The organism is Mycobacterium ostraviense (genome assembly GCF_002705925.1).
Taxonomy (GTDB): Bacteria; Actinomycetota; Actinomycetes; order Mycobacteriales; family Mycobacteriaceae; genus Mycobacterium; species Mycobacterium ostraviense.
The window spans coordinates 3235565-3258208 of sequence record NZ_NKRE01000001.1 but is presented as its reverse complement, the minus strand read 5'-3'; the positions used below and the strand labels follow the sequence as shown (position 1 = coordinate 3258208).

Below are 22644 nucleotides of genomic sequence, written 5' to 3'. Positions count from 1 at the left end.
TGAAAAACAATGGGGTGAAGCGCCAGCGGGGGCGTCCGCGCGGGTTCGACGAACAACATGTGCTCGAAGCGGCGTCGGGCGTCTTCTGGCAGGCGGGCTATTCGGCGGCGTCGCTGGACGATCTCGCGGCGGCCGCCCGAGTCACCCGACCCAGCCTGTACACCGCACTGGGTGATAAGAAGTCGATGTATTTGCGCGCGCTCGGCCATTTCGGCGAGCACTTGCGCGCGCAGCTCGCCGACTCACTCTCGCCCGAGCACCCCTTGGTTGACGGCTTGCTGCATTTCTACCGGGCCAGCATCGACCTCTATCTGAGCGGCGACGAAGCCGCGCGGGGATGCCTGGTGATGTGTACCGCACCCGCCGAAGCCGTACGCCACGAAGACATCCGGACGTTCCTCGCCGGGATCTTCCGGACCATCGATGATGCTTTCGCGGCCCGCTTCGACAAGGCGGTCGCGCAGCGCGAGCTTGCCGCCGGTACCGATACACAGGCGCTGGCGCGCCTGGCATCGGCGGTGCTGCAGAGCTTGGCGCTACGCGCCCGAGCCGGCGCGCAACGTGCCGACCTCGAAGCGATGGCGCAATCGGCGGTCAGACTCGTCGATTCGTGCGCTACCCCGCAGGCTTCGCGCCGACGCCGCCAGACTCCTTAGCACCGACAGCTAGCGCATCCGCAGCCCGTCGATCGCCAGCGCGTCCAGGTCACGGTAGAGCGGGTCGAGGTCGAGGTCCGGATCGATGAGCGCCTGATAGGCGATGCCCCCGAGGGCGGCGATCAGGATGGTGACGATGGCCCGCGGAGCCACGTCGGCGCGGATCTCACCGTCCTGCTGCCCCGCGCCGATCCAATGCTCGCACAGGTCACGCAGGTGGGTGTGCAGCTGCGCGAAGCGGGTCCGCAAGTCCTCGCGGGGGCCGATGGCGTCGAACATCAGCACGTAGAACAGACGCAGCCGCGACGTGTCGTGATGATAACCCTCGACAGCCCTCACCTACTGCTCTATCGGATGTCTGACACAGATGGGGCACAGGGCGGAGCCCTGTCACTTGGCATCACCCGCCGCCTGCTGCGCGGGCATCGGCTGCGGTTCCCGCAGCAGCACGACCGCGGCGAGGACGATCCACACCGACGGGGAAGTTGGCGATCACGGCTGGGCCCCATCCACCGGCCTCGGTTGATCCTGCCGCTGGACGCCAGCGGGCGCGGCCGCAGCGACAGATGACCTTTGCCAGGTGCAGCGCGGGCTGAGCAATTCACTCACCGGTTCCTTCAGAAACGTACCTGGGAGTCGACCAATGCTCATCGATGTAGTGGCGGCGTATCAGCGGCTGTCGGCTCGGCCAACCGTGGAATTCGGCCGGTTTACAATCAAGACACCTTGAAATAGAGCGCGAACCCACGACGCCATGTACGAATAGGAGATTCTGGCACGGCCCCCAGCGATGCGGTGAGGACGATTCATTGGCCAGTGAACACCCGAAACTGGTGCCATTGTTGCGGGTTCCCGCCGGGATCAACTCCCATCAGGTCGACGTGCAAGCCATTCACACGCGGGTCTACGAGGTTGACCCGCGTAATGACCTCACTCCGCTGATACTGCTGCATGGTGGCGGTGTCGACTCCGCGCTGGTGTCTTTCGGTTCAGCGCTTACTACCTTGGGAAAACACCGACGGGTCATCGCCCCCGACCTTCCCGGGTACGGCGACACGGCGTTCCCGGATTCGTCGTGTTCGGTGCCCTGGTATGGCGAATGGGTCGCCGCCCTAATTCGTCGCTTCGGCTTGGATCTGGTCGACCTCGGCGGGTCGTCACTCGGTGGATGGATCACCCTGAACATGGCCCTGAACCACCCCGAGGTGCTGCGCCGCATCATCGCGATCAATCCCGGCGGAATCACCGAGAACTTCAAGCTCATGCACCTCACCAAGTGGGTGGCCGCTCATCCCCGGCTGGCCAATCGCACAACTCGGCTCTCGGTAAGCATGGGCAGGAGGTTTACCCGCAGGCAGCTGCGCTCCGGCCTCGGTATGAAGAACGCCTCGGCTCTGACCGACGAGCTCATCGATGCGGTCATCGCCAGCGGCAAACGTCCGCGCGCCGGCGAAGCCTTCGCCGCCACCCAACGATGGGCGCTCACCGCCGGGGCCGAAAACTTGTCCCTCGTTGAAAAGTTGCCCCAAATAAGAGCCAAAACTCTGATACTCGCGGGACGCAATGACAAGCTCGTACCAGTGGCGGATTCGATCCGTGCTTCACAACTGGTTCAGGACGGACAGGTGCGAGTCTTCGAATCCTGTGGCCACTGGTTCGTCCGTGACTGCCCAACTCAGTTCCTCGAAGCGGTCAACCGATTCCTCGACACCACTCACTAATCCACGCATCGAAGCCGCCCGCGTTCAAAACGAGCCCTGCCAATTGCCAAGAAGACTCCACGGGTGGCCGGGAAAGTCCCCACGCCAGTCGCGGGTGATTGGCTAACTTAGTTAAGGTCAGACACACCTTGCCGTACCGGGCCACACCGGCCCACGAACAAGGGGGTGCGCGGTGTCGATCATGGACCGGTACCCACGCCTGCGCGAGAAACTTCGCCATGCTGTTCTCGATGCCCCGGCCGATACAGATCCGGCCGTTCGACACGCCGCCTACCACGGCGATGACCTGCCCGAGCCGTTGCAGGCATATGTGGACAAGCTGCGCCGGCATGCCTACCGCGTGCAGGACAGCGACATAGAGCGGATGCGCCGAGCCGGCTATTCCGAGGACCAGATATTCGAGGTGACCATCGCCGCCGCGCTCGGCGCGGGTGACAGCCGCCGGTGCGCGGGTATGTCGGCCCTCAACGAGGCGTTGCGATGAGGCTGCACAGCGTCGCGCGTAGCCGATTCGGCACTCGCCTGGTGTTCGCGGCGTTGCGGGCCGCGACACGCCGCGACATACCCGACATCATCAAGATGCGCCACTACCGTCCGCGGTTCTTCGGCAAGCCGTTCTTCGTACTGGTTCAGGCGGTGATGCGGGGCCCGTCGCCGTGGACGGTCGGCGAACGCGAACTCTTCGCCGCTTTTGTCTCCGAGCAAAACCGTTGCCAATTCTGCGCCACCACCCACGAGGCGGTCGCTTCGGCTGTCCTCGACCCCGCGACCACCGTTGCGGCAGTGAGCGATTGGTGTACCGCCGCGGTCGACGACCGGGTGCGGGCGACCCTGGGCCTGCTGGAAAAGTTGACCCGCACACCCGACGAAATTGGACCGCCCGATGTGCGCGCGGTCCTCGACACCGGCGTCAGCCCGGAAGCGGTCCGCGACGCGATCGAGGTCTGCGGGTTGTTCAACACGATCAATCGGGTGGCCGACGGTCTCGACTTCAGGCTGCCGACAACCGCCGAGCGCGCCTTCAATGCTCGCGTTCTGCTCAGGCTGGGCTATCGCTGAGCGGACATCGAGCGCAAGCGGATGTCTGCCTTCCATCGTGATGTGGTGCTCGAACCCGTCGGCCCCCGCTTCGTGACATGATCGGCGGTGCATAAAGGAGTCGAGATGTCAGACCACCCGGCAAGTCCGCTCCGGCATCTCGTGCAATCGCTGGGCGGCGGCCAGCAGGCCTCGGAGGCGCAGCCACCAGCGCGAGTTCGCCGGCGGGCATCGCATCCGCGCCGGCCAAATCTTGATCAGTGCCGTGACGCCGAGGTGCTGATGGCAGCGGATAACAATTCTTGAAAATAGTGGTCATATGCGAAAAAGGTGATTTATATATAAACCGTTGTCGCTCCAACCACCGAGGAGAGCACCATGAAAATCACCAGATTGATACAGGCGGCAGTCGCAACCCTGGTCGTGGCAACTGCCGGGCTCACCAGCGCACCGATTGCGTCGGCCGACCATACTGTGGTCGGCAAACTTGGCAGCGAACTGACGATGACCGACACCGTCGGCCAGGTTGTCCTGAGCTGGAAGGTCAGCAACCTCCAGCCCAGCAGCGATGAGACGCCGGGCTACCAGGTAGCCGGGAAGCTTTGGGAAGCGACGGCAACCGTCAAGGCCATTCGGGGCAGCGTCACTCCCGCCATTTCGCAGTTCAACGCGGTCGTCCCCGACCAGGCGGCCTACCGGGTTCTGTGGTTTGTCGCTTCGCCGTCCAACATCAGTGGAGCCACTATTCCTGAAGGCGCACAATCGACCGGAAAAATCCACTTCGACGTTACCGGCCCTTCGCCGACCACGGTGACGATGAACAACGGGATGGAAGACCTCATGATTTGGGGGCCATAACCTAACCATGCTCCTCGGTAGCGGGCTGGGTCGGTGCGGCCGGCCCGTCCGGCTCGACGGTGACCATCGGCGGTAGGGGTAGTGGGGTCGGTGGCAGGCCGCCTCCGTAGGAGGCCTGTCGCACGCCGACGACAAGCGTGAGCACGTAGGTGGGCGGCGTGTCCGGGGGAAAGCCCAGCACTCTGACGTCCTCGGGGATCGGGTCGGGCCGCAGGCAGATTGTTGCCAAACCCCTTCCGGCCCAATAATCGTCGCGGTTTCCGGCAGGAGTCGGTAGTCGAAGATCGTGATGGTCTTGCTGCCGTCCACCCGTTTGTCGAAGGGGATGTACACGCCGGGCAGTTCGTACGGGTTTGCCGACTCCCGGTAGCGGTTCTCGTTGGGAACGGTGCGCTGACCTTCGAGTTGCACGGCCACCCGCTGGTGCCGCGGGGGGCCGTCCGGGTACCACGAACCGCTGATTTCAGCCCAGTCCCAGCCCAGCCCGAGCTCGGCTGACAGTCCGGTTCGCCATAGGGAATCCAGTGGATCGGATCGCTCGGCAGTTGGACTTCGAGCAGGGCGCCTTTGGGGATGAGCTGCGGCACCCAGGTGCGGTTCCACCAACTGAGATTGTCGCGATGCTGTTGGTTGAAGGTGTAGCGGCCTTCGCTCTCCATCGGTTGCATTGACGGCTCGGCCGTTGCCAGGCCGACGGCCGACATGCGTCGACACCTCTTTTCCTTCCAACGCCCGCGACGAGGCCCGTACCGACGTGACACGGGACTCTGACCCCGAGCACAGCCCGACTTGGCCGCGCCGCCCATACGAACCGGCGCTTTAACGGCGGCTAGCCCTGCCCCGAGCCCAACGGTCGTTTCGACGTCGGTAAAACCCTCGGCGAGAACAGTTTTGCAGCGGGTGTAGGCCCAACCCGGCGGCTCGAGCGTCGCGCTGGTTCAATGCCGATGCGGCGCAAGCAACGCCGCCTGACCAACGACGGGGCGACGCGTCGCCAGCCACTCGCGGGTGCCGTCATGCGATCGTTCGATGAGCCGGGCCGTGTGCGAGAAGTCTATTGGTGTAACGCCGAGTGGGCACAGCGGTGGAACGACGCGCAAGTCGACCGATTTCTCATAGCTGGCGACATCCACGGCCAGGCGTTGGTTGATGGCAACGGTCAAGGCGTATATCGCCATCGCCAGCGCCCCCCTTGGTGCTTTGGGCAGCGCACATGGGTAGCCGGTCGGCAGCACCCAGACCAGATCGGCGCCGAGCGCGACGGCGTGCGAAAGCGGGGTGTTGTTGACGACACCCCCGTCCATCAGGTCCCGTCCGTCGATGTTCACCGGGGGAAAGACGGCGGGAATGGCGGCGCTGGCCGTGATCGCGTCGACCGCGTCACCCGACGAAAGCAGGACGTCGTGGCCCCACAGCACGTCGGTGGCCACCACATGCAGCGGTATCGGGGCATCCTGCAGCCGGGGAAACTGCAGATGGCCCTTGAGAAGCCGCCGCAGGCCGTGGCTCGGGACCAGGTTGGAACGCAGACCGAGAAAACCCAACAACCCGACGATCGGGCGGGTGGGAAACACGTCTTCTCTCGACAGCGACCGCCACAGGTCGGCCAGCATGCCGATGCCCTCGACATCAGCACGCGACGCCAGCCAACCGCCGTTGACGGCGCCGACGGAGGTGCCGACGATCAGGTCCGGCGTGATGCCGCTTTCGGCCAACCCGAGGAGCATCCCCACCTGGATGGACCCGAGGCTGCCGCCCCCGGAGAGCACGAACGCTGTTGTCATAGTTCACCTATTAGCCTATCTGGACTTGGTCATCGCCGGCGGCAGCCAGATCACGTCGCGGCCAGTGGCGCTGGCCCGTGCCGGAGCGGCCACGCTTGTCATGTCGGCCGGATTCCTCACGGTGTTCGGAATCTTCGGTCTGCTGATTGCTCCACTGATCGCCTCGGCGCAGCAGTATGTTCCGTTTGCCACCGTGATCATCGGTGTGTTGCTGATCGGTTTGGCGGCTTGGCTGCTCACCGGCAGAGATATCGCTGTGGTGGCGCCAAAGCTTTCCGGTGGCGCGCCGACGGCGCGCCTGCGTTCCATGTACGGCTACGGCGTCGCTTACGCGGTGGCTTCGCTGTCGTGCACGATCGGGCCCTTTCTGGCGTTGATCAGCACCACATTTCGCGCGGCTCGATACTCACCGGGGTTCTCGCATTCGTGCTCTACGCCGTCGGCATGGCCATCACGGTGGGAGTGGCCGCACTGGCCGTGGCCTTTGTCGGGTCATCGGCGGCGGGCGTGCTGCGTCGCATCCTGCCCTACCCCGGTCGCGTGGCCGGCCTGCTGCTGCTGACCGGGCCTCTACCTGACCGATTACGGTTACTACGAGATCCGGTTGTATTTGACCGACGCCAGCACGGAGGATCCCGTCATTGAAGCCGCCGGTGCGGTGCAAACCTGGCTGGTCCGGGGCGTCGATTCGCTCGGGGTATGGCCCCTGCTGGCTATTCTCGCCGCACTCCTGGCTACCACTGTTGGATTGCGAATATTGGTGCGTCACAACATGTTTCGTCGCAGCACCAGACCGTCGGACTAGAATCGGTTTTACGCGAACCGTTCCAGCCATGTCGTCACCGCATACAACACCGCGTAGGTGCCAACCGCGATCCCCAGCGTAGTCGCCAGCCACCGTAACCGGCGGATGCCGCCGAGACTGCACTGATTACGTCGCCGCAATGCAATCCATACCAGCAGCGCAAGGACACCCAAGCCGCTCAGCCGGAACCACCACGCATAGTTGCCGTACAGATTGTTGGCCCATGCCAATGCTGTTGCGCCGCTGATGATTCCGAACATTGCGAGGACGCTGGGTCCGACGCAGCACAAAATGCCGACCGCCGGTGATTCCGATACGCCAGATCGGCAGCCGGCCATCCTTATCCGATGGGCTTTGCGGGCGAGCTTCTTCGGGCGCCCCTTCCACGCGCACACCGTTCCAGAACGCGACATGTTTCTTGATCCGACGCGCCAGCGGGCTCGGCCGTGGGTAGTACCACGCGGCGTCCGGATTCACCTCGCCGTTGACCGGCACGGTGTAATAGTGCGCCAGGCCCTTCCACGGGCATATCTACTTCGTCGAGCTGTCGACCAGGTGCTCGCGCCGCAGCGACTCCGGCGGAAAGTAGTCATTGCCCTCCAGGCGGACGGTTCGCGGCGCCTCGGCAAGCACGGCCCCGTTCCAGACGGCACGAATCATTCTGGTCAACCTCCTGCAATCATCCTTGCCGCTATAGCACGCTATAGCGGTGCGGCGCGCAGCTGAACTGTAGTCCTGATGACAGTTGCGCGCCGGGCACGCTATCCGCCGTGATGAGGTATTCCTCGAATACACCAGGAGTATCTGCCCGGTGTGCAAGGCCGTGGTCGACGCTCGGGTCAACGTCCGCGGCGGCGAGGTATATCTGCGCAAGCGCTGCCGCGACCATGGCGAGTTCGGGGCCCTGGCGTACGGGGACGCTCAGATGTACTTGGAATCAATACGATTCAACAAACCCGGCACCAGTCCGCTACAGTTTCAGACCGAGATCCGCGACGGCTGTCCCAGCGACTGCGGCCTGTGCCCGGATCACAAACAGCACGCCTGCTTGGGGTTGATCGAAGTCAACACCCACTGCAACCTGGACTGCCCGATCTGTTTCGCAGACTCCGGTCACCAGCCCGACGGCTACGCGCTCACCGTGGCGCAGTGCGAGAAGATGCTCGATGCACTCGTCGCCGCCGAGGGCGAACCCGAAGTCGTGATGTTCTCCGGCGGCGAGCCCACGATCCACAAGCAGATCTTTGACTTCGTCGACGCCGCGCAGAGCCGGCCGATCAAGACCGTCATCATCAACACCAACGGCATCCGCCTCGCGTCGGACCGGCAGTTCGTCGCCAACCTCGCCCAGCGGAATCAGCCGGGCCTGCGGCAGCCCGCCAGTTCGCCCGGATGTTGCGTCCGGGAGGCTTGGTCGGCATCACCGATGTCACCGTCACCGATGCCGGCCTACCGCCGGAGCTGACCTCACTGCGCGCATGGGTGGCCTGCATCGCCGACGCCCGGTCGGTCACCGACTACACCCGCATCCTGCAGGAGGCCGGGCTACGCATCCGCCACGTCGAATCGCACGACCAGAGCCTGCTGGACATGATCGACCGAATCGACGCGCGGATCACCGCCCTGGCCATCGCCGCTCCAGATACCCTGGCCGACAACGGCATCCAGCCCGACTCCGTCCACGCGTTGACCGCGCTGGCGCGATCCGAAGTCCAGGCCGACGACTCGGCTACACCCTGATGATCGCGGAGAAGCCATGATCAGTTCGGTGGGCGCTGCCCGACCCTGACGCCAACCTGCCGGCGCCCCGGGGGTGACAGCCGGGTTCGTCGAGGTTTACGTTTGCCCCGGCAACAACATCAACCCGACCGAACAGGCTGTCTCAGGATGAGAGCGGTAACCTGCACCAACGCGAAGCTCGAGGTAGTCGAACAGCCCACCCCGCAACCGGCCAAAGGGCAGTTGCTGATCGATGTCCGCAAGTGTGGCATCTGTGGATCGGACCTGCACGCCCGGTACCACTGTGACGAACTCGCCGACATGATGGACGAATCGGGCTACCACGCCTTCATGCGATCCGATCAGCACGTGGTGTTCGGACACGAATTCTGCGGCGAGGTGCTCGACTACGGCCCCGGCACCCGCAAGACTCCCCGGCCCGGCACCCCGGTTGTGGCCATGCCACTGCTGCGACGCGGCAACGAGGTGCACGGGATCGGGTTGTCGACAATGGCTCCGGGCGCCTACGCCGAGCAACTGCTCGTCGAGCAGTCGCTGACGTTTCCCATCCCTAACGGTCTGTCGCCGGAGATCGCTGCGCTGACCGAGCCGATGGCCGTCGGCTGGCACGCCGTCCGGCGCGGTGACGTGGGCAGCCGCGACGTCGCAATCGTGATCGGCTGCGGCCCCATCGGCCTCGCGGTGATCTGCATGCTCAAGGCACACGGCGTGCGCACCGTGATCGCCAGCGACTTCTCCCCGGGCCGGCGCGCGCTGGCCACCGCCTGCGGTGCCGACGTCGTCGTCGACCCCGCGCAGGACTCCCCCTACGAGACGGCCGCCGCCCACGGACCGGGCAAGGGCTACCTCAAGAGCATCCTCGATGCGTTCGACCTCGCGGTCGGCACCGTCGAAAGGCTGCACCGGCTGCGGCTGCCCTGGTGGCATCTGTGGCGCGCCGCCGAAGCGGCCGGCGCGGCAACGCCCAAGCACCCGGTCATCTTCGAATGTGTCGGTGTCCCAGGCATTATCGACGGCATCATCGCGAGCGCGCCGCTGTTTTCCCGCGTTGTGGTGGTCGGGGTCTGCATGGGTGCAGACCAGATCCGCCCGGCGATGGCGATCAACAAAGAGATCGACCTGCGGTTCGTGCTCGGCTACACCCCGCTCGAATTCCGCGACACGCTGCACATGCTCGCCGACGGCAAGGTCAACGCCGCGCCGCTGATCACCGGGACCGTCGGGCTGCCCGGTGTCGAGGCCGCGTTCGACGCGCTCGGCGACCCCGAGGCGCACGCGAAGATCCTGATCGACCCGAAGAGCAACGCCGCGAGCCCACAACCGGTGCACTGACCGCGGTTCGGTGCGGCGCGCGGCTAGGTGCTTCGGGTGCCCCTCTTCAGATCGGTATCCCGGCTCGGCTGCACCCGTTTCGGTTCCCCCGGCATCTTCGGGTAATTCGGCGGATACGGCATATCTCCGAGCCCGCGCTCTTCGTCCGCGGCCACCATGTCCAGCAACGGCGCAATCGACTGCGCGACGTCATCCATCCCGGCCCAGGGGTCATCGCGACGCTGCACCAGGTCGGCAACTGTGGCCATGGTGTAGTCGTCGGGGTCGGCGCCGGCCAGCTCGTCCCAGGTCAACGGTGTCGACACGGTGGCAATCGGGGTGCGGCGCACCGAATACGCCGACGCCATGGTGCGATCGCGGGCATTCTGGTTGAAGTCGATGAAGATGCGCTCGCCGCGTTCTTCCTTCCACCAGGACGTGGTCACCACGTCGGGCGCGCGTCGCTCCACCTCGCGGGCCAGTGCGATGCCCGCCCGGCGCACCTGGATGAAGTCCCAGTCGGTGGCGATCCGGAAAAACACATGCACCCCGCGTCCCCCGGATGTCTTCGGGTAGCCGACCAAGCCGAGTTCGTCGAGCAGCGGCCGCAACACGTCGACGGCGACAGCCCGCGCCTGCGCAAAACCGGTGCCGGGCTGCGGATCCAGATCGATGCGCAGTTCGTCGGGGTGCTCGCTGTCAGGACAGCGCACCTGCCACGGGTGCAGCGTCACGGTACCCATCTGCGCCGCCCAGACGATCGCCGCCGGGTGGGTCACCTTCAGCGCGTCGGCGGTGCGTCCCGAAGGGAACGTCACCTGGCAGGTCTGCAGGTAGTCGGGACGGTGCTGGGGCACCCGCTTCTGATAGATCTCCTCGCCGTCGATGCCGTCGGGGAAGCGCTGCAGATGCGTGGGCCGGTCGCGGAGCGCGGCCAGCATCGGGCCCCGGCCCACGGCGAGGTAGTACTCCACCAGCCGGCGTTTGGTGCCGTCGGACCCGAGCTGCGGGAAGTACACCCGGTCCGGGTTGGTCACCCGTACCCGGATGCCGTCGACGTCGAGTTCTTCTGCTGCAGCGGCCATAGCTGGAGTCCAGCATGCCGCACGCCAGAATGAACCCATGGACCTACCCGTGATGCCGCCCGTTTCGCCGATGCTGGCCAAGTCCGTCAAGACCATCCCGGCCGGCGCGTCATACGAACCGAAATGGGACGGCTTCCGGTCCATCTGTTTTCGCGATGGCGACGAGGTCGAGCTGGGCAGCCGCAACGAGCGGCCGATGACCCGCTATTTTCCCGAGCTGGTCGCCGCAGTGCGGGCCGAACTGCCGCAGCGCTGCGTGGTCGACGGCGAAATCGTCATCGCCACCGGGCATGGCCTGGATTTCGAGGCCCTGCAACAGCGCATCCATCCGGCAGATTCGCGGGTGCGCATGCTTGCCGAGCACACCCCGGCGTCGTTCATCGCATTCGACCTGCTGGCTCTCGGCGACGACGACTACACGAAGCGTCCGTTCACTGAACGCCGGGCGGCGCTGGTGGATGTGCTGTCCGGCTCAGGCCCATCGATCCACGTCACCCCGGGCACCACCGACCTGCAGACCGCACAGCGCTGGTTCTCCGAGTTCGAGGGTGCCGGTCTCGACGGCGTCATCGCCAAACCGCTGACCATCACCTATCAGCCGGACAAGCGGGTCATGTTCAAGATCAAGCACGAACGGACCGCCGACTGCGTGGTGGCCGGGTACCGGGTGCACAAGTCCGGCGGCCCGGAAGATGGGGCGGTCGGCTCGCTGCTGCTGGGGCTCTACCAGGAGGACGGCCAACTCGCTTCCGTCGGTGTGATCGGCGCCTTCCCGATGGCCGAACGGCGGCGACTCTTCACCGAACTGCAGCCGCTGGTAACAACTTTCGATAACCATCCGTGGAATTGGGCCGCCCACGAAGCCGGCGAACGCACCCCGCGCAAGAACGAATTCTCCCGCTGGAACGCCGGCAAAGACCTGTCGTTCGTGCCGCTGCGCCCCGAACGCGTCGTCGAAGTGCGCTACGACCACATGGAAGGCCCCCGGTTTCGCCACACCGCCCAGTTCAACCGGTGGCGCCCGGACCGCAATCCACGCTCGTGCACCTACGCCCAACTCGAACAGCCGGTGTCGTTCCGTCTGGACGACATCGTGACCGGCCTGGGACCGGGCACCGCGGCGGGCTAGGTAATCTCACCCCGTGGTCCAGGTCGTCATCGCCGGAGCCGGCCCGAATGGGCTGATGCTGGCCTGCGAACTGGGATTGGCCGGGATCCGGCCGGTGGTGTTGGACGGCAGTCCCGGGCCTAACCGGCAACCTCGCGCGGCGGGCATTGTCGGCCAAGGAGTCCGGATCTTCGACCACCGCGGCCTCTACAGCGCTCTCACCGAGACGGATGAACCCCCGCAACCCGCCCCCGGCTCATTTTTCGCCGGCTTCACATTCAGTTTCGCGCAGGTGCCGAACCACCAGCTGTACACACTTCGGGTGGAACAACCCAGGCTCATCGAGGTGCTGGCAGCCGCCGCCGAAAAGTACGGCGTCGACTTCCGCTAGGGTCACGCATTGACCGGCTTCGACCAGGGCGACGACGGCGTCACCGTCAACGTCGCCACCTGATAGGCGCCGATATCCGCCGTTGTCGCTACACCGCGTCCCTGTGCGCAGCCCTACGCGGCGCGCCCGCAATTCGAACGTTCGGATTCAGCTATTCGATGTCCTTATGATGTCGTGATGCTGCACGTATCGTCATTGTTCGTTGCCGGCACCGCCACGCTGGACGAATACGGCGCGATCAATGCGACGCGCATCCCGATGACCTGGTTTCAGGTCGACCAAATGCCGCTCTGGGCAAAGGTTCCCGTTGTTCTGGTGGTACATGCCAAAGCAGGGGGTGACTATGACCCGGAACTCCATGTCGTGTGCAAGGATCCCGCCGGGGTGCCGTGCGGAACCCTCAAAGCCAGTTGGCACTGGCCGGACGACGACGATAAAGCATCCAAATACCGGTGCTTTACCCAAGAACTCTCATTCCCGATCGGGACCGAAGGCGAGTACACGATCGGTGCCTACTATGACGAGCAAGGCAAATTCGAGCTGTCCACACCGATACCGATCTCGATCATTTTGGCCGCCCAGACTCCGCCCGGCGATGAGGGCGAAAGCGGTGAGAACGGCGACCGCGGTTAGACGGACGAGCGCAACGCCATAAGTGTGCTCAGCTCACCTTTAATGCGCCGGCTGGCCTCGGCACGGCTGATCAACGTCCACTCAGCAATCGCATGCGACAGTTTGCCGCCCAGTTCTGCGGCGCTGGCCTGGCTGGCGGGCCAGGTGATTGATCAGCTGATGCTCGGGCACCGGGAGGCGCCGGCGCGCTGTTTCGCAGCGCCCCAGTAGCGTCAACCACTGCGCGGTGGTCAATGCGTCGAAGTTCAGGCCCGCCACCACATCCAGCGCGGCATCCAACCGGTCAAAGGCCGCCGTGATCGCCTGCCAATCCATAGCACCTAACCTATCGGCACCCCAGACGCCATCCCGAGCCGCAGCCACCACACCAGTCACAAGACGGACTCGCTACCTAATGTGCCCACCTATCCGCGACAATCCCAGCAGCACAACGGATTTGTCGCGGATAGGCGGGCACAACGCATACCCCCCAATCCCCAGTGACTCAAGTGACTCAAGTGACCAGACCCACCGCTGCGCCCAACGGCTAACCGACTGACCAGAACTAGACCACGACGGACAACGTCTGAAGCCCGCGCAGCGTGACGTTCGTTTTGTAGTGTGGCTCACCGGCCAACCTGGCGTCGGGGAATCGCGCGGTGATCGCCGACAACGCCACACCGGCTTCCAACCGCGCCAGCGGGGCGCCCAGGCAGTAATGCGCCCCATAGCCAAACCCCAAGTGCCGCAACGGCCCACGATCCGGATCGAAGGTGTCTGGTCGCTCGTACTCGGCGGGATCGCGATGCGCCGCCGCCAGCAGCAACATCATCGTGTCCCCCTTAGCCACCGCGATGTCCCCAATCGCCATGTCGTCGCCCGCAATTCGGCCAACCAGTTGCACCGGCGGGTCGTAGCGCATGGTTTCCTCGATGACCGCCGGCGCCCGGGCAGCGTCGGCGCCCAGCGCAACCCAGTGCCGATGGTCCCGCAACATCGCCAAGATGGCGTTGCCGATCAGGTTCACCGTGGTCTCGTGTCCGGCGACCAGCAGCAGCATGCAGGTCGACACGATCTCCTCGTGGGTCAACTGATTGCCGGACTCCTCTACCGCGATAAGGCCCGACATCAAGTCGTCTCCGGGCTGCGACCGGCGCCTAGCGATCAACCCGCCCAGATACTCGCGCAGCCAGGTGCCCGCCGCCAGCCGGTCGGAGAAGTCCTCGGAATGCTGGCCGGTGAAGGTGAGAAAGGGGTCCAGCGACTGCGCCAGCAATGCCGATGCCCGGCTGAACTGTGGCTCGTCTTCCAGCGGCACCCCGAGCAGCCGGCAGATCACCGCCACCGGCAATGGATAGGCGAAGTCGCCGACCACGTCGAATTGGCCCTTCTCGGCGATCCCGTCCAGCAGTCCGCCCACCAGCGCACCGATGTCGGGTCGCAGTGCGTTCACCAGTTTCGGAGCGAAGGCCTTACTGACCAGCTTGCGCAGCCGGGTGTGATCGGGCGGATCGAGGAACAAGAAGCCGGGCGGGATTTCGTGGTCGGGAGCCGGTGCACTCTGCGCCTGCCGCCGAGCGATCTTCGACTTGGACCGGTCGCTGCTCGACGACGGGTGCCGCAACACCTCGTCGCAGTCGTGATAAGTCGAGAAGAGGACGAAGTCAGCCTCCGGCAGCTGCAGCGGCCCATGGTCACGAAGCTGCGCACACACCGGATACGGGTTGGCCCGAATCGCCGGGTCCAGCAGTTGCAGCAGCAATGCCTGCGGTTCGGCATATTCGGTGGGCTCCAGGGGCCGTGTCGTCATGCTGACATTGTGCCCGTACCTCAAGTGCGCCCCGGTCAAAGTGGGTGGCCGCAACCACGGTGGCGCGTAGCATCCGCGGTGCGCCTCGCCGTGGCCGCGCCGGGCCCGCAGCACGTCGTCGTCCACACCTTGTCCGAGCATCGCCAGCAACGCACCGACGCCGACAGACACTCCGCCCAGGTCCAGTTCGCGGGCACGGTCACCGGCCAGGTTCGTGACCCGGTGCTGCGGGAATTGGCCGGCAACCGCGGGTCCTATCTGACCAAGACTCAGGTCGACGTGTACCAACCGTCGCAAACCTCTTCGGATTTCACGTTCGGCAACGCACCCAACGATGACGCTTACCGGCAACTGGTCGTCGTCTACGACAACGTCGCCATCCCGATCGTGGTGATCCTGCTCGCCGGATTCCTGATGGCTGGCATCGTGGCGGCGGTGGTTGTGTTCGTGGTCTTCCGGCGACGCGGGCTTGGTCAGCGGCGCAGAAATTTCACGATGTAGTCGGCCAGCTCTTCGCCGGCGTCCTCTTGCAGAAAATGGCCGGCGCCGTGCACCACCGGGTGATCGACGCCCTGCGCACCGCGCATCTCACGCTTGAAGATCTCGGCCATCGGCCCGGTGATGGGGTCGCTGTCGCTGAACGCCACCAGCATGGGCGTCGGACTCACACACAGTTTCGTCCACGCCGTCTTGTTCGCCGCTGCCGCCGGGTCGTCCGGGGAGGTCGGCACCAGGCCGGGCATGGCGCGCGGGCCGGCACAGTAGTCGTCGTCGGGAAATGGAGCGTCATAGCCGGCACGCACCGCGTCACTCATCTGACGGCGGCAGCCGCCCTGTACGAACCCGCCGATGTCCAGCTTCGGCGCGGTCTGGATCGCCTCCCGGAAGCGCCACCAGATCTCGGCCATCGGCTGCTCTCCGTTGGGCAGTCCGGTGTTGGCGACGACCAGCCGCGCGAAGCGCTCGGGATGCTCGGCGGCCAGCCGCAATCCGATCAGCCCGCCCCAGTCCTGTCCGACCAGGGTCACGTTGCGCAGGTCCAGGACGTCGAAAGCCAGTGCGCGCATCCACTCGACATGACGCGCATAGCTGTGGTCTTCGCGACGGGTCGGCTTATCTGATCGGCCGAAACCGACCAGGTCCGGGCAGATAACCCGATGGCCCGCGGCGGCCAGGACCGGAATCATCTTGCGGTACAGATAGGACCATGACGGCTCACCATGCAGCATCAACACGGGGTCGGCGCGGTCCGGCCCGTCTTGCACCCAGGCGACCCGCAGTGTCCCGCCTTCGCCGTCGGGCAACTCGCAATACCTTGGCGGGTAAGGAAAGTCAGGGAGGTCGTGAAACCGCTCGTCGGGTGTGCGCAATGTCTGCATCATGCGAACATACGCCGTCACGAACCCTCGCTTAAGCCTGCCACGGACGGCTGTGCCATCAGCCGGTCAAGGAATGCCCGCTGCCCCTTGAGCAGCTTGGCACGCGCTTGCGCCACCGGAAACCAGCCGACCCGGTCGACCTCGGGGAACGCTCGTACCGCGCCGGACCCCTTCGGCCATTCCAGCTCGAAGGTGTTGCTGCGCACGTCGGTGATGTCGAGGTCGGCTTCGACGGCGAAGACGGTAACCACTTTGCCGCTCGGTTGTTTCACCGCGCCCAGGTCGATTCGCGGCCCGTCCGGAACCGGCAAGCCCAGCTCCTCGGTGAACTCGCGCCGGGCTGCCGGCCAGGGGTCTTCGCCGTCGGGGTATTCACCTTTCGGAATCGACCAGGCCCCATCGTCTTTGCGCGCCCAGAACGGGCCACCGGGATGCGCGATGAGGACGTCGACGACGCCGGCCGGTGCCCGATACAGCAGCAATCCCGCGCTGAGCCTGGGCATCCGGGTGATCCTCAGGCTCCGACGGCCTGCTCCAGATCCTTCAGCGACGATTCCAAATGGAGCAACAGCCGCTGCAGGTGCGGCACGCTACGACGGCAACCGACCAGTCCGAAGTCGAGGTTGCCCGCATTGTTCACCAGGGTGATGTTCAGCGCTTGGCCGTCGGGGATGTTGGACATCGGGTAGCTGCCGTCGAGCCGGGCGCCGCCGTAGTACAGCGGCTCCGTGCCGCCCGGCACGTTGGAGATGACGATGTTGAACGGCGGCGGCACCGTCGACAGGAAGCCCGGTATGCCCGCTAATGTCAACGGCGCCATGTGTAGCGCGGACAGCGCAAGCACCTGCAGTTGTGGCAACTCAGCGAGCACCTTCTTGTTGGCGCGCATCGACTCGCTGATGATTCTGATCCGCTCCGCGGGGTCCTCGACGTGAGTGCCGAGGTTGCACAGTAGGCTGCCGACCTTGTTGCCGCCGCCGTCGGAATCGTCTTTGGAGCGCAGGCTCACCGGGACCATTGCGATCAGCGGCGTGCCGGGCAGCGCGTCCTGTTCGATCAGGTAGTAACGCAGCGCACCGGCGCACATCGCCAGGACGGCGTCGTTGACGGTGACCCCGGCTGCCTGCTTGACGGCCTTGACCCGCTCCAGCGACCAGGATTGCGCAGCGCACCGGCGCGCACCGCCGATCTTGACGTTGAACATGGTGTGCGGTGCCGCGAACGGCAGCGTCAGCTGCTGCTGGAACAGGGCGGCGCGGGCTAGCTTCAAGGTCGAAGGGGCAAGGCCCACAACCGATCCGGCCATCTTGACCAGCGAGCTCAACGGAGACGACGATCCACCGGACGGCGGGCGCGTCGGCCGGGGCAGATTCCACATCGCCCGCACCTCGGTGTCGTCCGGGTCAGTCGACAGGGTGCGCTGCATCAGCTTCATCGCGGAGACACCGTCGATCAGGGCATGGTGCATCTTGGTGTACATCGCGAACCGGCCGTCGTTGAGCCCCTCCACCACGTACAGTTCCCACAGCGGGCGATGCCGGTCGAGCAGGCTGGTGTGCAGCCTCGAGGTCAGCTCCAGCAGGTCGCGAACCCGTCCCGGCGACGGCAGGGCGGAGCGGCGGACGTGGTAGTCCATGTCGATCTCGTCGTCGTAGGCCCACGCCAAACGGGCGATTCCACCCCCGATCGTCGCGGGGTGTTTACGGAACGTGGGCTGGAATTCGTCGTTGGCAACCAGAGCGTCGTAGAACTGCCGAACGAACTCCGGACGAGCCCCCTGCGGCGGTTCGAACAACGACAAGCCGCCCACGTGCATGGGATGCTCCCGCGATTCGGCGAACAGGAACATCGAGTCGTTGGGCATCATCAATTCCATGCACCAATTAAAGCGTGTCGAACGACTTTGTTGCCTGTTCAGCATCGCCCTACGGCCGCAGGCGGGCGGTTATCCAGCGGACGCGCTCGTGGTCATGATCCCGGTTGAACCTCAAAATGGTTTGCGGATGCGGGTCGCCCGAGGTTCTGGTAGACCTTACGCACCACGGCCTGTGCTCGACGTGCGGAGATTGGATGGGCGCGAAGCTAGTGCCGCTCGGCGCGGCGGCGGCGACAGCATGGCAGGTGTCGGAAGATCTCGTTGACACCGTCCGCAACACACCCCGTCCGCGCCCCGTCCGGATTGCCGCCGAACCGCAGGACCTATTGATCGACCTTTCCCGAACCGGGATGGTGGTGATCGATATGCAGAACGATTTCTGCGCAAAAGGTGGCTGGCTCGACCACATTGGCGTTGACATCACGCCTGTCCGCAAACCCATCGGCCCCCTCCGTAGCCTGCTGCCCGCATTGCGGGACTGCGGCGTGCCAGTAGTTTGGGTCAATTGGGGCAATCGGCCGGACCGGCTGAATCTGAGTCCATCGCTGTTGCATGCCTTAACCCAGTGGGCACCGGCGTCGGCATTGGTGATCCGCTGCCCCACGCCGGCGCCCGCGTCCTACAACGCGACAGTTGGGCTGCCGCTTTTGTCGACGAGCGTCAGCCGGCAGCGGCCGACATACGCGTGGATAAGTTTCGGATGAGCGGCTTCTGGGACACCAATGAGACAGCATCCTGCGAAATATCGGCCTGACCACGCTGCTGTTCGGTGGTGTCAACGCCGATCAGTGCGTCATGACCACACTGCAAGACGCCAACTTCCTTGGCTACGATTGCATCCTGGTCACCGACTGCACGGCGACCAGTTCACCGGAATATTGCTGGGAGGCAACGCTTTACAACGTGAAGCAGTGCTTTGGATTTGTCACCGACAGTGCCGCGCTCAGCTAGATCACCGGATCGCCCAAAACAACGGCAGCGGCGTGGCCGTCCCGTGCGCAAGGCGGATCATTCGAAGACCTGCACAAGGGCGCGGCACCGTCAGAACATCGCCGCGGAACCGACTTCGGGGTGGCGGCGCATGAAATCCACGAGCCGGTCAACGTAGCCGGTGAACGGCGGAGGCCCGACTGGGCCGTCGGCAAGGTCGGCGCGGCAATGGTCGGTCAAATAGAAAGTGGGATGGGTGAAATAGTCGACCGCCTCCGGCGGGATCCGCATCAACCGGTACAGCCCGGGAACGTGTGCCAACGAGCCCTTCGCCAGCTTGCGCGGTAACGGAATCTTGACCAGCTTCCGGCCGGTCGCCCGGGCCAGCGCGGCGGTCATCTCCTCGACCGTGAGCGGTTGGGGATCGGCCAGCTGATAGGTGCGGCCCTCGGAAATGGTCAGCCCACTCAGGTAATTCACCGCGTCAATGACGAAGTCACGCGGGACCACGTTCACCCGCGTCATGGTGGGATCTCCCGCCACCGGCAGGATCGCGTGCCGGGGCTGCCGCAACAGCCACTGCATGACGAAGTAGGGCCCGTCGAACTTCTGCGTCTCGCCCGTTCGGCTGTCACCGACCACGATCGAGGGACGATAGATGGTCGCCGGCATCCCGGCCGACATCCGCCATCTCACGTCCGCCTCCGCAAGATGCTTGGTCTCCTCGTAATAGTTGTTGAACGGCGCACCCACTTCCAGCTCGTCCTCGCCGAACGGGCCGGCGTAACGTCCGCTGACGTAGCAGGTGCTGAAGTAGTGCAGCCGGGTCAGGTTGGGACACTGTTCAAGTGCGTCGAGGACGTTGCGGGTGCCGTCGACGTTGATCCGCATCGCTACCTCGCGCGCCACCGCCAGGTCATACACAGCGGCGAGGTGCCATGCCTCGGTTACCTCAGCAAGGACGGCCGCGGCAAGCCCCAGCCCGGGTTGGGTGATGTCGCCCTCGACCAGCTCGATCCGCCCGCTCACCGACGGTTCGGCAGCGCCGAGTTCGGCCACGCGGTGCTTGGCCAGGGTGGCGAATTTGGACTGCACGAGACAGATTGCCGTGCTGTCCGTACGTTTGAGGATGCGCGGTAGTAACGCACTGCCGAGAAAGCCGGGGAACCCGGTCATCAATACGGTCATCGCTACACTCCTGCCCACTTGTGCGATGTCGTGGTTTAGACCAGACGCTACCGATTCGCGGAGTTGCCGACGGGGGACTTTAGACCTCGCAACCGCAGCCATTAGTCCTCGGTCCGAGCACCGGGGCGGGAGGATAATCGAGTCACCGGCACTTCGACTACTGATGGGCAGAAGACGTGAGCGGCAAGGAGATTGATGACTCCGAGATGGCCAAGTGGGATCCGGCCTTCACCAAGGCGTTGATCGGCACGGTCACCCCGCTCATCAAGCGCTGGTTCCGGGCCGAAGTACACGGCCTGGAATCGTTTCCCCCGACCGGTGGCGTTCTGCTGGTTTCCAACCACTCCGGCGGGGTGTTGACGCCCGATTGGAACGTGCTCGCGCCCGCCTTCTACGGCAGGTTCGGCTACGGTCGTCCGCTGTACACCCTTGCCCACTATGGGGTTTTCTTCACCCCGTTCCGCGCGGCGCTGGGCCGCCTCGGCGTCATTCACGCCAATCGGGACAACGCGGTCAAGGCGTTGCGTTCGGGTGCGGTCGTGCTGGCATTTCCCGGCGGTGACTACGACGCATTCCGGCCGACATTGGCGCAGAACGTCATCGACTTCGGCGGTCGCACCGGATACGTCGGGACCGCCATGCAGGCCGGCGTACCGATCGTGCCCGCGGTGTCGATCGGAGGCCAGGAGACCCAACTCTTCGTCACCCGCGGCAACTGGCTGGCAAAGCGCCTGGGGCTCAAACGGATTCGCATCGAGATCCTGCCGGTCACCATCGGCCTACCGTTCGGCTTGACGGTATTCTTCCCGGCCAATATGCCGCTGCCCGCAAAAATCGTCTACCAGGTGCTGGAGCCGATCGACGTCGCCGCCCAATTCGGCAAGGACGCTGAGGCGGCGGAGGTCGACGCCCAGGTGCGTTCGCTGATGCAAGCCGCGCTCGACGAACTGGGCCACCATCGCCGGGTCCCCGTACTGGGCTGACCGATTGCCGGCCGGCTCCCGGACCATCTTCTTGATGACGAAAGTCATCAACTTGCAAACTTTTCTTCAATCTGAGCCGTAAGGGCGTTACTATTCGCCCGTGTCACACTAGCTGACCCACGAGTGGTGAGGGGCGTTAATGCGTCGAGAACTCGCAATAGCAGCGGTTGGAATGGGGCTCGCCAGTGCCGGGTTCATGGGTAGTCCGCCGGCACAAGCCGACGATCCGCCCTACCACATCCTGAGTGCCCAGGATCTGTGCAATCTCGTCTATCCCAGTTCGGAGGCGATGCCGGACCCGTCCAAGCAGCCACCCGCCGTTGGACTCATCTGCGTACGGCAGGGCGGGGCACTGCTGCGGCTGGCCAGGGACATGCCGGCGATCTTCTCCAATACGTTCACCCTGGAACCGGGCAAGGCTCCGGAATTGCCAAAAGGTTCGGTACGCGTCAACCCGAATGATCCGCTTAGCGACTGGATCATTCCGGACTGCTTCATCCCCGACCGCATCGACTGCAATCCGAACGCGCCCGGGCACCGCTGAATTACGGCATTCCGGTCGGGTAGCACCTGAAAGGTTGGCTATCCGACCGATCAGCTATGGCATAAAAATGGGCTAATTCGGTACCCGCTCCATACCGGATCAACCGCGCGGCGAAGCCCGTCACAATCGTCGAGCAGGCAATGCCCACACAACCAATAGTTGCCTTGGTTCCGCGAATACGAAACCAAGGCAACTATTGCAAAGTCGCAGAATTCGCTAGTGGGCCGAGGAAAGCTCGTTCGGGCAGTAAATGGCCTCGGCGAGCTGAGCGAATTGGGCGTCCTGTAATGACGTGGCGTTGGCACGGTCGGTCTGAGCCGTGAACAACAACGCCTCGGCCTCGGTGTGCCCCTGGTTCAGGTACAGGCACATGGCTGTGGCCCGGCCGACCGCCAAGTACGGGTTCACGTAGGGGATTCCGGCCTTGTCGAGCTGCTGGATGAAGGTGGAGTCAGCGGTGGAGTCGGCGTATGCCGGCGCCGCGCCAGCTCCTGCACCTGCCACAATGGCCCCGACAGCCAACCCGGCAGCAGCCAGCATTGAGAACTTAACCATGGTCTTTCCATTCATGAGGGGTACTTAACTCGAATCGTACGCCGCTGATACCGGTAGGGGTACCGGGAATTTGAACAAAATCGCCTTCAAAACCCGAACACACCGTGAGTAGTCAACGCCGCAGCGATTCGCTTGATCTATACATCGCTGCTGCGCCCGAATTTATTCCGGCTGGTGCCGACCTAAAGCCGCCCGATGCCCCTGTCCGGGTCCCTTCCGGAACCGTGGAGAACCGTGGAGGACCGTGGAGAACCGTCGGGAAGCGTCGGG

General features: G+C 64.7%; 27 protein-coding genes and 3 pseudogenes. 17 read left to right on the top strand and 13 right to left on the bottom strand.

Annotation, left to right across the window (positions count from 1 at the left end; genetic code table 11):
- Positions 1 to 14: 14 nt before the first annotated feature.
- The gene (locus CDN38_RS14965) at positions 15 to 656 is read left to right on the top strand and encodes a TetR/AcrR family transcriptional regulator (protein ID WP_180276332.1); all 642 of its coding nucleotides are present in this window, start codon (positions 15 to 17) and stop codon (positions 654 to 656) included.
- A 9-nt stretch (positions 657 to 665) separates the two neighbouring features.
- Here the strand turns inward: CDN38_RS14965 and CDN38_RS14960 are convergent, their stop codons facing one another.
- Entirely contained in the window at positions 666 to 995 is a 330-nt protein-coding gene (locus CDN38_RS14960) for a TetR family transcriptional regulator C-terminal domain-containing protein (protein WP_075509800.1), read from the bottom strand.
- A gap of 470 nt (positions 996 to 1465) precedes the next feature.
- Here CDN38_RS14960 and CDN38_RS14955 point away from each other — a divergent pair, with 470 nt between their 5' ends.
- From CDN38_RS14955 to CDN38_RS14940, 4 genes are all read left to right on the top strand, one after another.
- Complete coding sequence (locus tag CDN38_RS14955) at positions 1466 to 2377, top strand: alpha/beta fold hydrolase (RefSeq protein ID WP_161951596.1); 912 nt, start codon at positions 1466 to 1468, stop codon at positions 2375 to 2377.
- Between the two features lie 181 nt (positions 2378 to 2558).
- Entirely contained in the window at positions 2559 to 2861 is a 303-nt protein-coding gene (locus CDN38_RS14950) for a carboxymuconolactone decarboxylase family protein (protein ID WP_233027197.1), read from the top strand.
- Positions 2858 to 3436 (top strand): carboxymuconolactone decarboxylase family protein, encoded by a 579-nt coding sequence (locus CDN38_RS14945; protein WP_075509797.1) that lies wholly within the window; start codon positions 2858 to 2860, stop codon positions 3434 to 3436. The genes CDN38_RS14950 and CDN38_RS14945 overlap by 4 nt, the downstream gene beginning before the upstream one ends.
- A 357-nt stretch (positions 3437 to 3793) precedes the next feature.
- Positions 3794 to 4273 (top strand): MPT63 family protein, encoded by a 480-nt coding sequence (locus tag CDN38_RS14940; RefSeq protein WP_075509796.1) that lies wholly within the window; start codon positions 3794 to 3796, stop codon positions 4271 to 4273.
- Position 4274: 1 nt separating this feature from the next.
- On the opposite strand, the gene CDN38_RS30850 is transcribed toward CDN38_RS14940, so the two are convergent.
- Both CDN38_RS30850 and CDN38_RS14930 read right to left on the bottom strand, forming a co-directional pair.
- Positions 4275 to 4502: a hypothetical protein gene (locus CDN38_RS30850; protein ID WP_233026889.1), complete on the bottom strand. Its 228-nt coding sequence runs from the start codon at positions 4500 to 4502 to the stop codon at positions 4275 to 4277.
- A 709-nt stretch (positions 4503 to 5211) separates the two neighbouring features.
- Positions 5212 to 6057, bottom strand: coding sequence for a patatin-like phospholipase family protein (locus tag CDN38_RS14930; RefSeq protein WP_075509795.1), 846 nt, complete (start codon positions 6055 to 6057; stop codon positions 5212 to 5214).
- Positions 6058 to 6082: 25 nt separating this feature from the next.
- Between CDN38_RS14930 and CDN38_RS14925 the strand changes: the two genes are divergently transcribed.
- Positions 6083 to 6619, top strand: coding sequence for a cytochrome c biogenesis CcdA family protein (locus tag CDN38_RS14925; RefSeq protein WP_180276331.1), 537 nt, complete (start codon positions 6083 to 6085; stop codon positions 6617 to 6619).
- A 251-nt stretch (positions 6620 to 6870) separates the two neighbouring features.
- On the opposite strand, the pseudogene CDN38_RS14920 reads toward CDN38_RS14925, so the two are convergent.
- Together CDN38_RS14920 and CDN38_RS29465 are read right to left on the bottom strand one after the other, a co-directional pair.
- Positions 6871 to 7255, bottom strand: a pseudogene (locus CDN38_RS14920) (hypothetical protein).
- Positions 7232 to 7522 (bottom strand): annotated as a pseudogene (locus tag CDN38_RS29465) (DUF427 domain-containing protein); the annotation flags it as partial. The pseudogenes CDN38_RS29465 and CDN38_RS14920, both read right to left, overlap by 24 nt.
- Positions 7523 to 7607: 85 nt before the next feature.
- On the opposite strand from CDN38_RS29465, the gene CDN38_RS30845 reads away from it, so the two are divergent.
- The 3 genes from CDN38_RS30845 to CDN38_RS14910 all read left to right on the top strand — a co-directional run bounded on the left by CDN38_RS30845 (position 7608) and on the right by CDN38_RS14910 (position 9934).
- Positions 7608 to 8327: a radical SAM protein gene (locus CDN38_RS30845; protein WP_420865935.1), complete on the top strand. Its 720-nt coding sequence runs from the start codon at positions 7608 to 7610 to the stop codon at positions 8325 to 8327.
- Positions 8273 to 8602: a class I SAM-dependent methyltransferase gene (locus tag CDN38_RS30840; RefSeq protein ID WP_075509794.1), complete on the top strand. Its 330-nt coding sequence runs from the start codon at positions 8273 to 8275 to the stop codon at positions 8600 to 8602. Before CDN38_RS30845 ends, CDN38_RS30840 begins: the two co-directional genes overlap by 55 nt.
- A gap of 147 nt (positions 8603 to 8749) precedes the next feature.
- On the top strand, positions 8750 to 9934 hold the full coding sequence (locus CDN38_RS14910) for a zinc-binding dehydrogenase (RefSeq protein WP_075509793.1): 1185 nt from the start codon (positions 8750 to 8752) through the stop codon (positions 9932 to 9934).
- A gap of 23 nt (positions 9935 to 9957) precedes the next feature.
- On the opposite strand, the gene ligD is transcribed toward CDN38_RS14910, so the two are convergent.
- Entirely contained in the window at positions 9958 to 10998 is a 1041-nt protein-coding gene (ligD, locus tag CDN38_RS14905) for a non-homologous end-joining DNA ligase (protein WP_075509792.1), read from the bottom strand.
- A gap of 37 nt (positions 10999 to 11035) precedes the next feature.
- Between ligD and CDN38_RS14900 the strand changes: the two genes are divergently transcribed.
- From CDN38_RS14900 to CDN38_RS14890, 3 genes are all read left to right on the top strand, one after another.
- Positions 11036 to 12127 (top strand): ATP-dependent DNA ligase, encoded by a 1092-nt coding sequence (locus CDN38_RS14900; RefSeq protein ID WP_075509791.1) that lies wholly within the window; start codon positions 11036 to 11038, stop codon positions 12125 to 12127.
- A gap of 13 nt (positions 12128 to 12140) precedes the next feature.
- Positions 12141 to 12497 carry an FAD-dependent oxidoreductase gene (locus tag CDN38_RS14895; RefSeq protein ID WP_075509790.1) on the top strand — a complete coding sequence of 119 codons (357 nt, stop codon included), beginning with the start codon at positions 12141 to 12143 and terminating at the stop codon, positions 12495 to 12497.
- A gap of 177 nt (positions 12498 to 12674) precedes the next feature.
- Positions 12675 to 13130 (top strand): hypothetical protein, encoded by a 456-nt coding sequence (locus CDN38_RS14890; RefSeq protein WP_233026887.1) that lies wholly within the window; start codon positions 12675 to 12677, stop codon positions 13128 to 13130.
- Positions 13131 to 13168: 38 nt separating this feature from the next.
- Here CDN38_RS14890 and CDN38_RS14885 read toward each other — a convergent pair.
- Both CDN38_RS14885 and CDN38_RS14880 read right to left on the bottom strand, forming a co-directional pair.
- Positions 13169 to 13445, bottom strand: a pseudogene (locus CDN38_RS14885) (DUF222 domain-containing protein); the annotation flags it as partial.
- Positions 13446 to 13674: 229 nt separating this feature from the next.
- Positions 13675 to 14919, bottom strand: coding sequence for a cytochrome P450 (locus CDN38_RS14880; protein WP_075509788.1), 1245 nt, complete (start codon positions 14917 to 14919; stop codon positions 13675 to 13677).
- A gap of 78 nt (positions 14920 to 14997) precedes the next feature.
- Between CDN38_RS14880 and CDN38_RS14875 the strand changes: the two genes are divergently transcribed.
- Positions 14998 to 15420 carry a DUF2330 domain-containing protein gene (locus CDN38_RS14875; protein WP_075509787.1) on the top strand — a complete coding sequence of 141 codons (423 nt, stop codon included), beginning with the start codon at positions 14998 to 15000 and terminating at the stop codon, positions 15418 to 15420.
- Here CDN38_RS14875 and CDN38_RS14870 read toward each other — a convergent pair.
- The 3 genes from CDN38_RS14870 to CDN38_RS14860 are packed head-to-tail and all read right to left on the bottom strand — an operon-like array spanning position 15393 to position 18174.
- Entirely contained in the window at positions 15393 to 16298 is a 906-nt protein-coding gene (locus tag CDN38_RS14870) for a haloalkane dehalogenase (RefSeq protein ID WP_075509834.1), read from the bottom strand. The genes CDN38_RS14875 and CDN38_RS14870 overlap by 28 nt on opposite strands.
- Before the next feature lie 17 nt (positions 16299 to 16315).
- On the bottom strand, positions 16316 to 16801 hold the full coding sequence (locus CDN38_RS14865) for an NUDIX hydrolase (RefSeq protein WP_075509786.1): 486 nt from the start codon (positions 16799 to 16801) through the stop codon (positions 16316 to 16318).
- Positions 16802 to 16812: 11 nt separating this feature from the next.
- Entirely contained in the window at positions 16813 to 18174 is a 1362-nt protein-coding gene (locus CDN38_RS14860; protein ID WP_075509785.1) for a WS/DGAT/MGAT family O-acyltransferase, read from the bottom strand.
- 104 nt (positions 18175 to 18278) lie between these two features.
- Here CDN38_RS14860 and CDN38_RS31850 point away from each other — a divergent pair, with 104 nt between their 5' ends.
- Both CDN38_RS31850 and CDN38_RS31845 read left to right on the top strand, forming a co-directional pair.
- The gene (locus CDN38_RS31850; RefSeq protein ID WP_201258256.1) at positions 18279 to 18878 is read left to right on the top strand and encodes a cysteine hydrolase family protein; all 600 of its coding nucleotides are present in this window, start codon (positions 18279 to 18281) and stop codon (positions 18876 to 18878) included.
- A gap of 28 nt (positions 18879 to 18906) precedes the next feature.
- Entirely contained in the window at positions 18907 to 19125 is a 219-nt protein-coding gene (locus CDN38_RS31845; RefSeq protein WP_201258258.1) for a cysteine hydrolase family protein, read from the top strand.
- Positions 19126 to 19215: 90 nt separating this feature from the next.
- Here the strand turns inward: CDN38_RS31845 and CDN38_RS14850 are convergent, their stop codons facing one another.
- Entirely contained in the window at positions 19216 to 20292 is a 1077-nt protein-coding gene (locus CDN38_RS14850) for an SDR family oxidoreductase (RefSeq protein ID WP_075509784.1), read from the bottom strand.
- Between the two features lie 176 nt (positions 20293 to 20468).
- On the opposite strand from CDN38_RS14850, the gene CDN38_RS14845 reads away from it, so the two are divergent.
- Positions 20469 to 21275, top strand: coding sequence for a lysophospholipid acyltransferase family protein (locus CDN38_RS14845; RefSeq protein WP_099319024.1), 807 nt, complete (start codon positions 20469 to 20471; stop codon positions 21273 to 21275).
- Positions 21276 to 21447: 172 nt separating this feature from the next.
- A complete protein-coding gene (locus CDN38_RS14840) occupies positions 21448 to 21819 on the top strand; it encodes a hypothetical protein (protein ID WP_075509783.1) in 372 nt (123 codons plus the stop codon).
- Between the two features lie 216 nt (positions 21820 to 22035).
- Here CDN38_RS14840 and CDN38_RS14835 read toward each other — a convergent pair whose 3' ends face one another.
- Positions 22036 to 22374 carry a DUF732 domain-containing protein gene (locus tag CDN38_RS14835; RefSeq protein ID WP_161951595.1) on the bottom strand — a complete coding sequence of 113 codons (339 nt, stop codon included), beginning with the start codon at positions 22372 to 22374 and terminating at the stop codon, positions 22036 to 22038.
- Positions 22375 to 22644 lie beyond the last annotated feature (270 nt).

Excerpts from the sequence above, each read along its gene's own strand:
- CDN38_RS14890 (WP_233026887.1), top strand. The coding sequence starts at position 12,675 with ATGCTGCACGTATCGTCATTGTTCGTTGCCGGCACCGCCACGCTGGAC.
- CDN38_RS14930 (WP_075509795.1), bottom strand. The coding sequence starts at position 6,057 with ATGACAACAGCGTTCGTGCTCTCCGGGGGCGGCAGCCTCGGGTCCATC.
- CDN38_RS14870 (WP_075509834.1), bottom strand. The coding sequence starts at position 16,298 with ATGCAGACATTGCGCACACCCGACGAGCGGTTTCACGACCTCCCTGAC.
- CDN38_RS14850 (WP_075509784.1), bottom strand. The coding sequence starts at position 20,292 with ATGACCGTATTGATGACCGGGTTCCCCGGCTTTCTCGGCAGTGCGTTA.
- CDN38_RS14945 (WP_075509797.1), top strand. The coding sequence starts at position 2,858 with ATGAGGCTGCACAGCGTCGCGCGTAGCCGATTCGGCACTCGCCTGGTG.
- CDN38_RS14940 (WP_075509796.1), top strand. The coding sequence starts at position 3,794 with ATGAAAATCACCAGATTGATACAGGCGGCAGTCGCAACCCTGGTCGTG.
- CDN38_RS14910 (WP_075509793.1), top strand. The coding sequence starts at position 8,750 with ATGAGAGCGGTAACCTGCACCAACGCGAAGCTCGAGGTAGTCGAACAG.
- CDN38_RS14860 (WP_075509785.1), bottom strand. The coding sequence starts at position 18,174 with ATGGAATTGATGATGCCCAACGACTCGATGTTCCTGTTCGCCGAATCG.
- CDN38_RS14900 (WP_075509791.1), top strand. The coding sequence starts at position 11,036 with ATGGACCTACCCGTGATGCCGCCCGTTTCGCCGATGCTGGCCAAGTCC.
- ligD (WP_075509792.1), bottom strand. The coding sequence starts at position 10,998 with ATGGCCGCTGCAGCAGAAGAACTCGACGTCGACGGCATCCGGGTACGG.
- CDN38_RS14840 (WP_075509783.1), top strand. The coding sequence starts at position 21,448 with ATGGGGCTCGCCAGTGCCGGGTTCATGGGTAGTCCGCCGGCACAAGCC.
- CDN38_RS14950 (WP_233027197.1), top strand. The coding sequence starts at position 2,559 with ATGGACCGGTACCCACGCCTGCGCGAGAAACTTCGCCATGCTGTTCTC.
- CDN38_RS14835 (WP_161951595.1), bottom strand. The coding sequence starts at position 22,374 with ATGGTTAAGTTCTCAATGCTGGCTGCTGCCGGGTTGGCTGTCGGGGCC.
- CDN38_RS14880 (WP_075509788.1), bottom strand. The coding sequence starts at position 14,919 with ATGACGACACGGCCCCTGGAGCCCACCGAATATGCCGAACCGCAGGCA.
- CDN38_RS14865 (WP_075509786.1), bottom strand. The coding sequence starts at position 16,801 with ATGCCCAGGCTCAGCGCGGGATTGCTGCTGTATCGGGCACCGGCCGGC.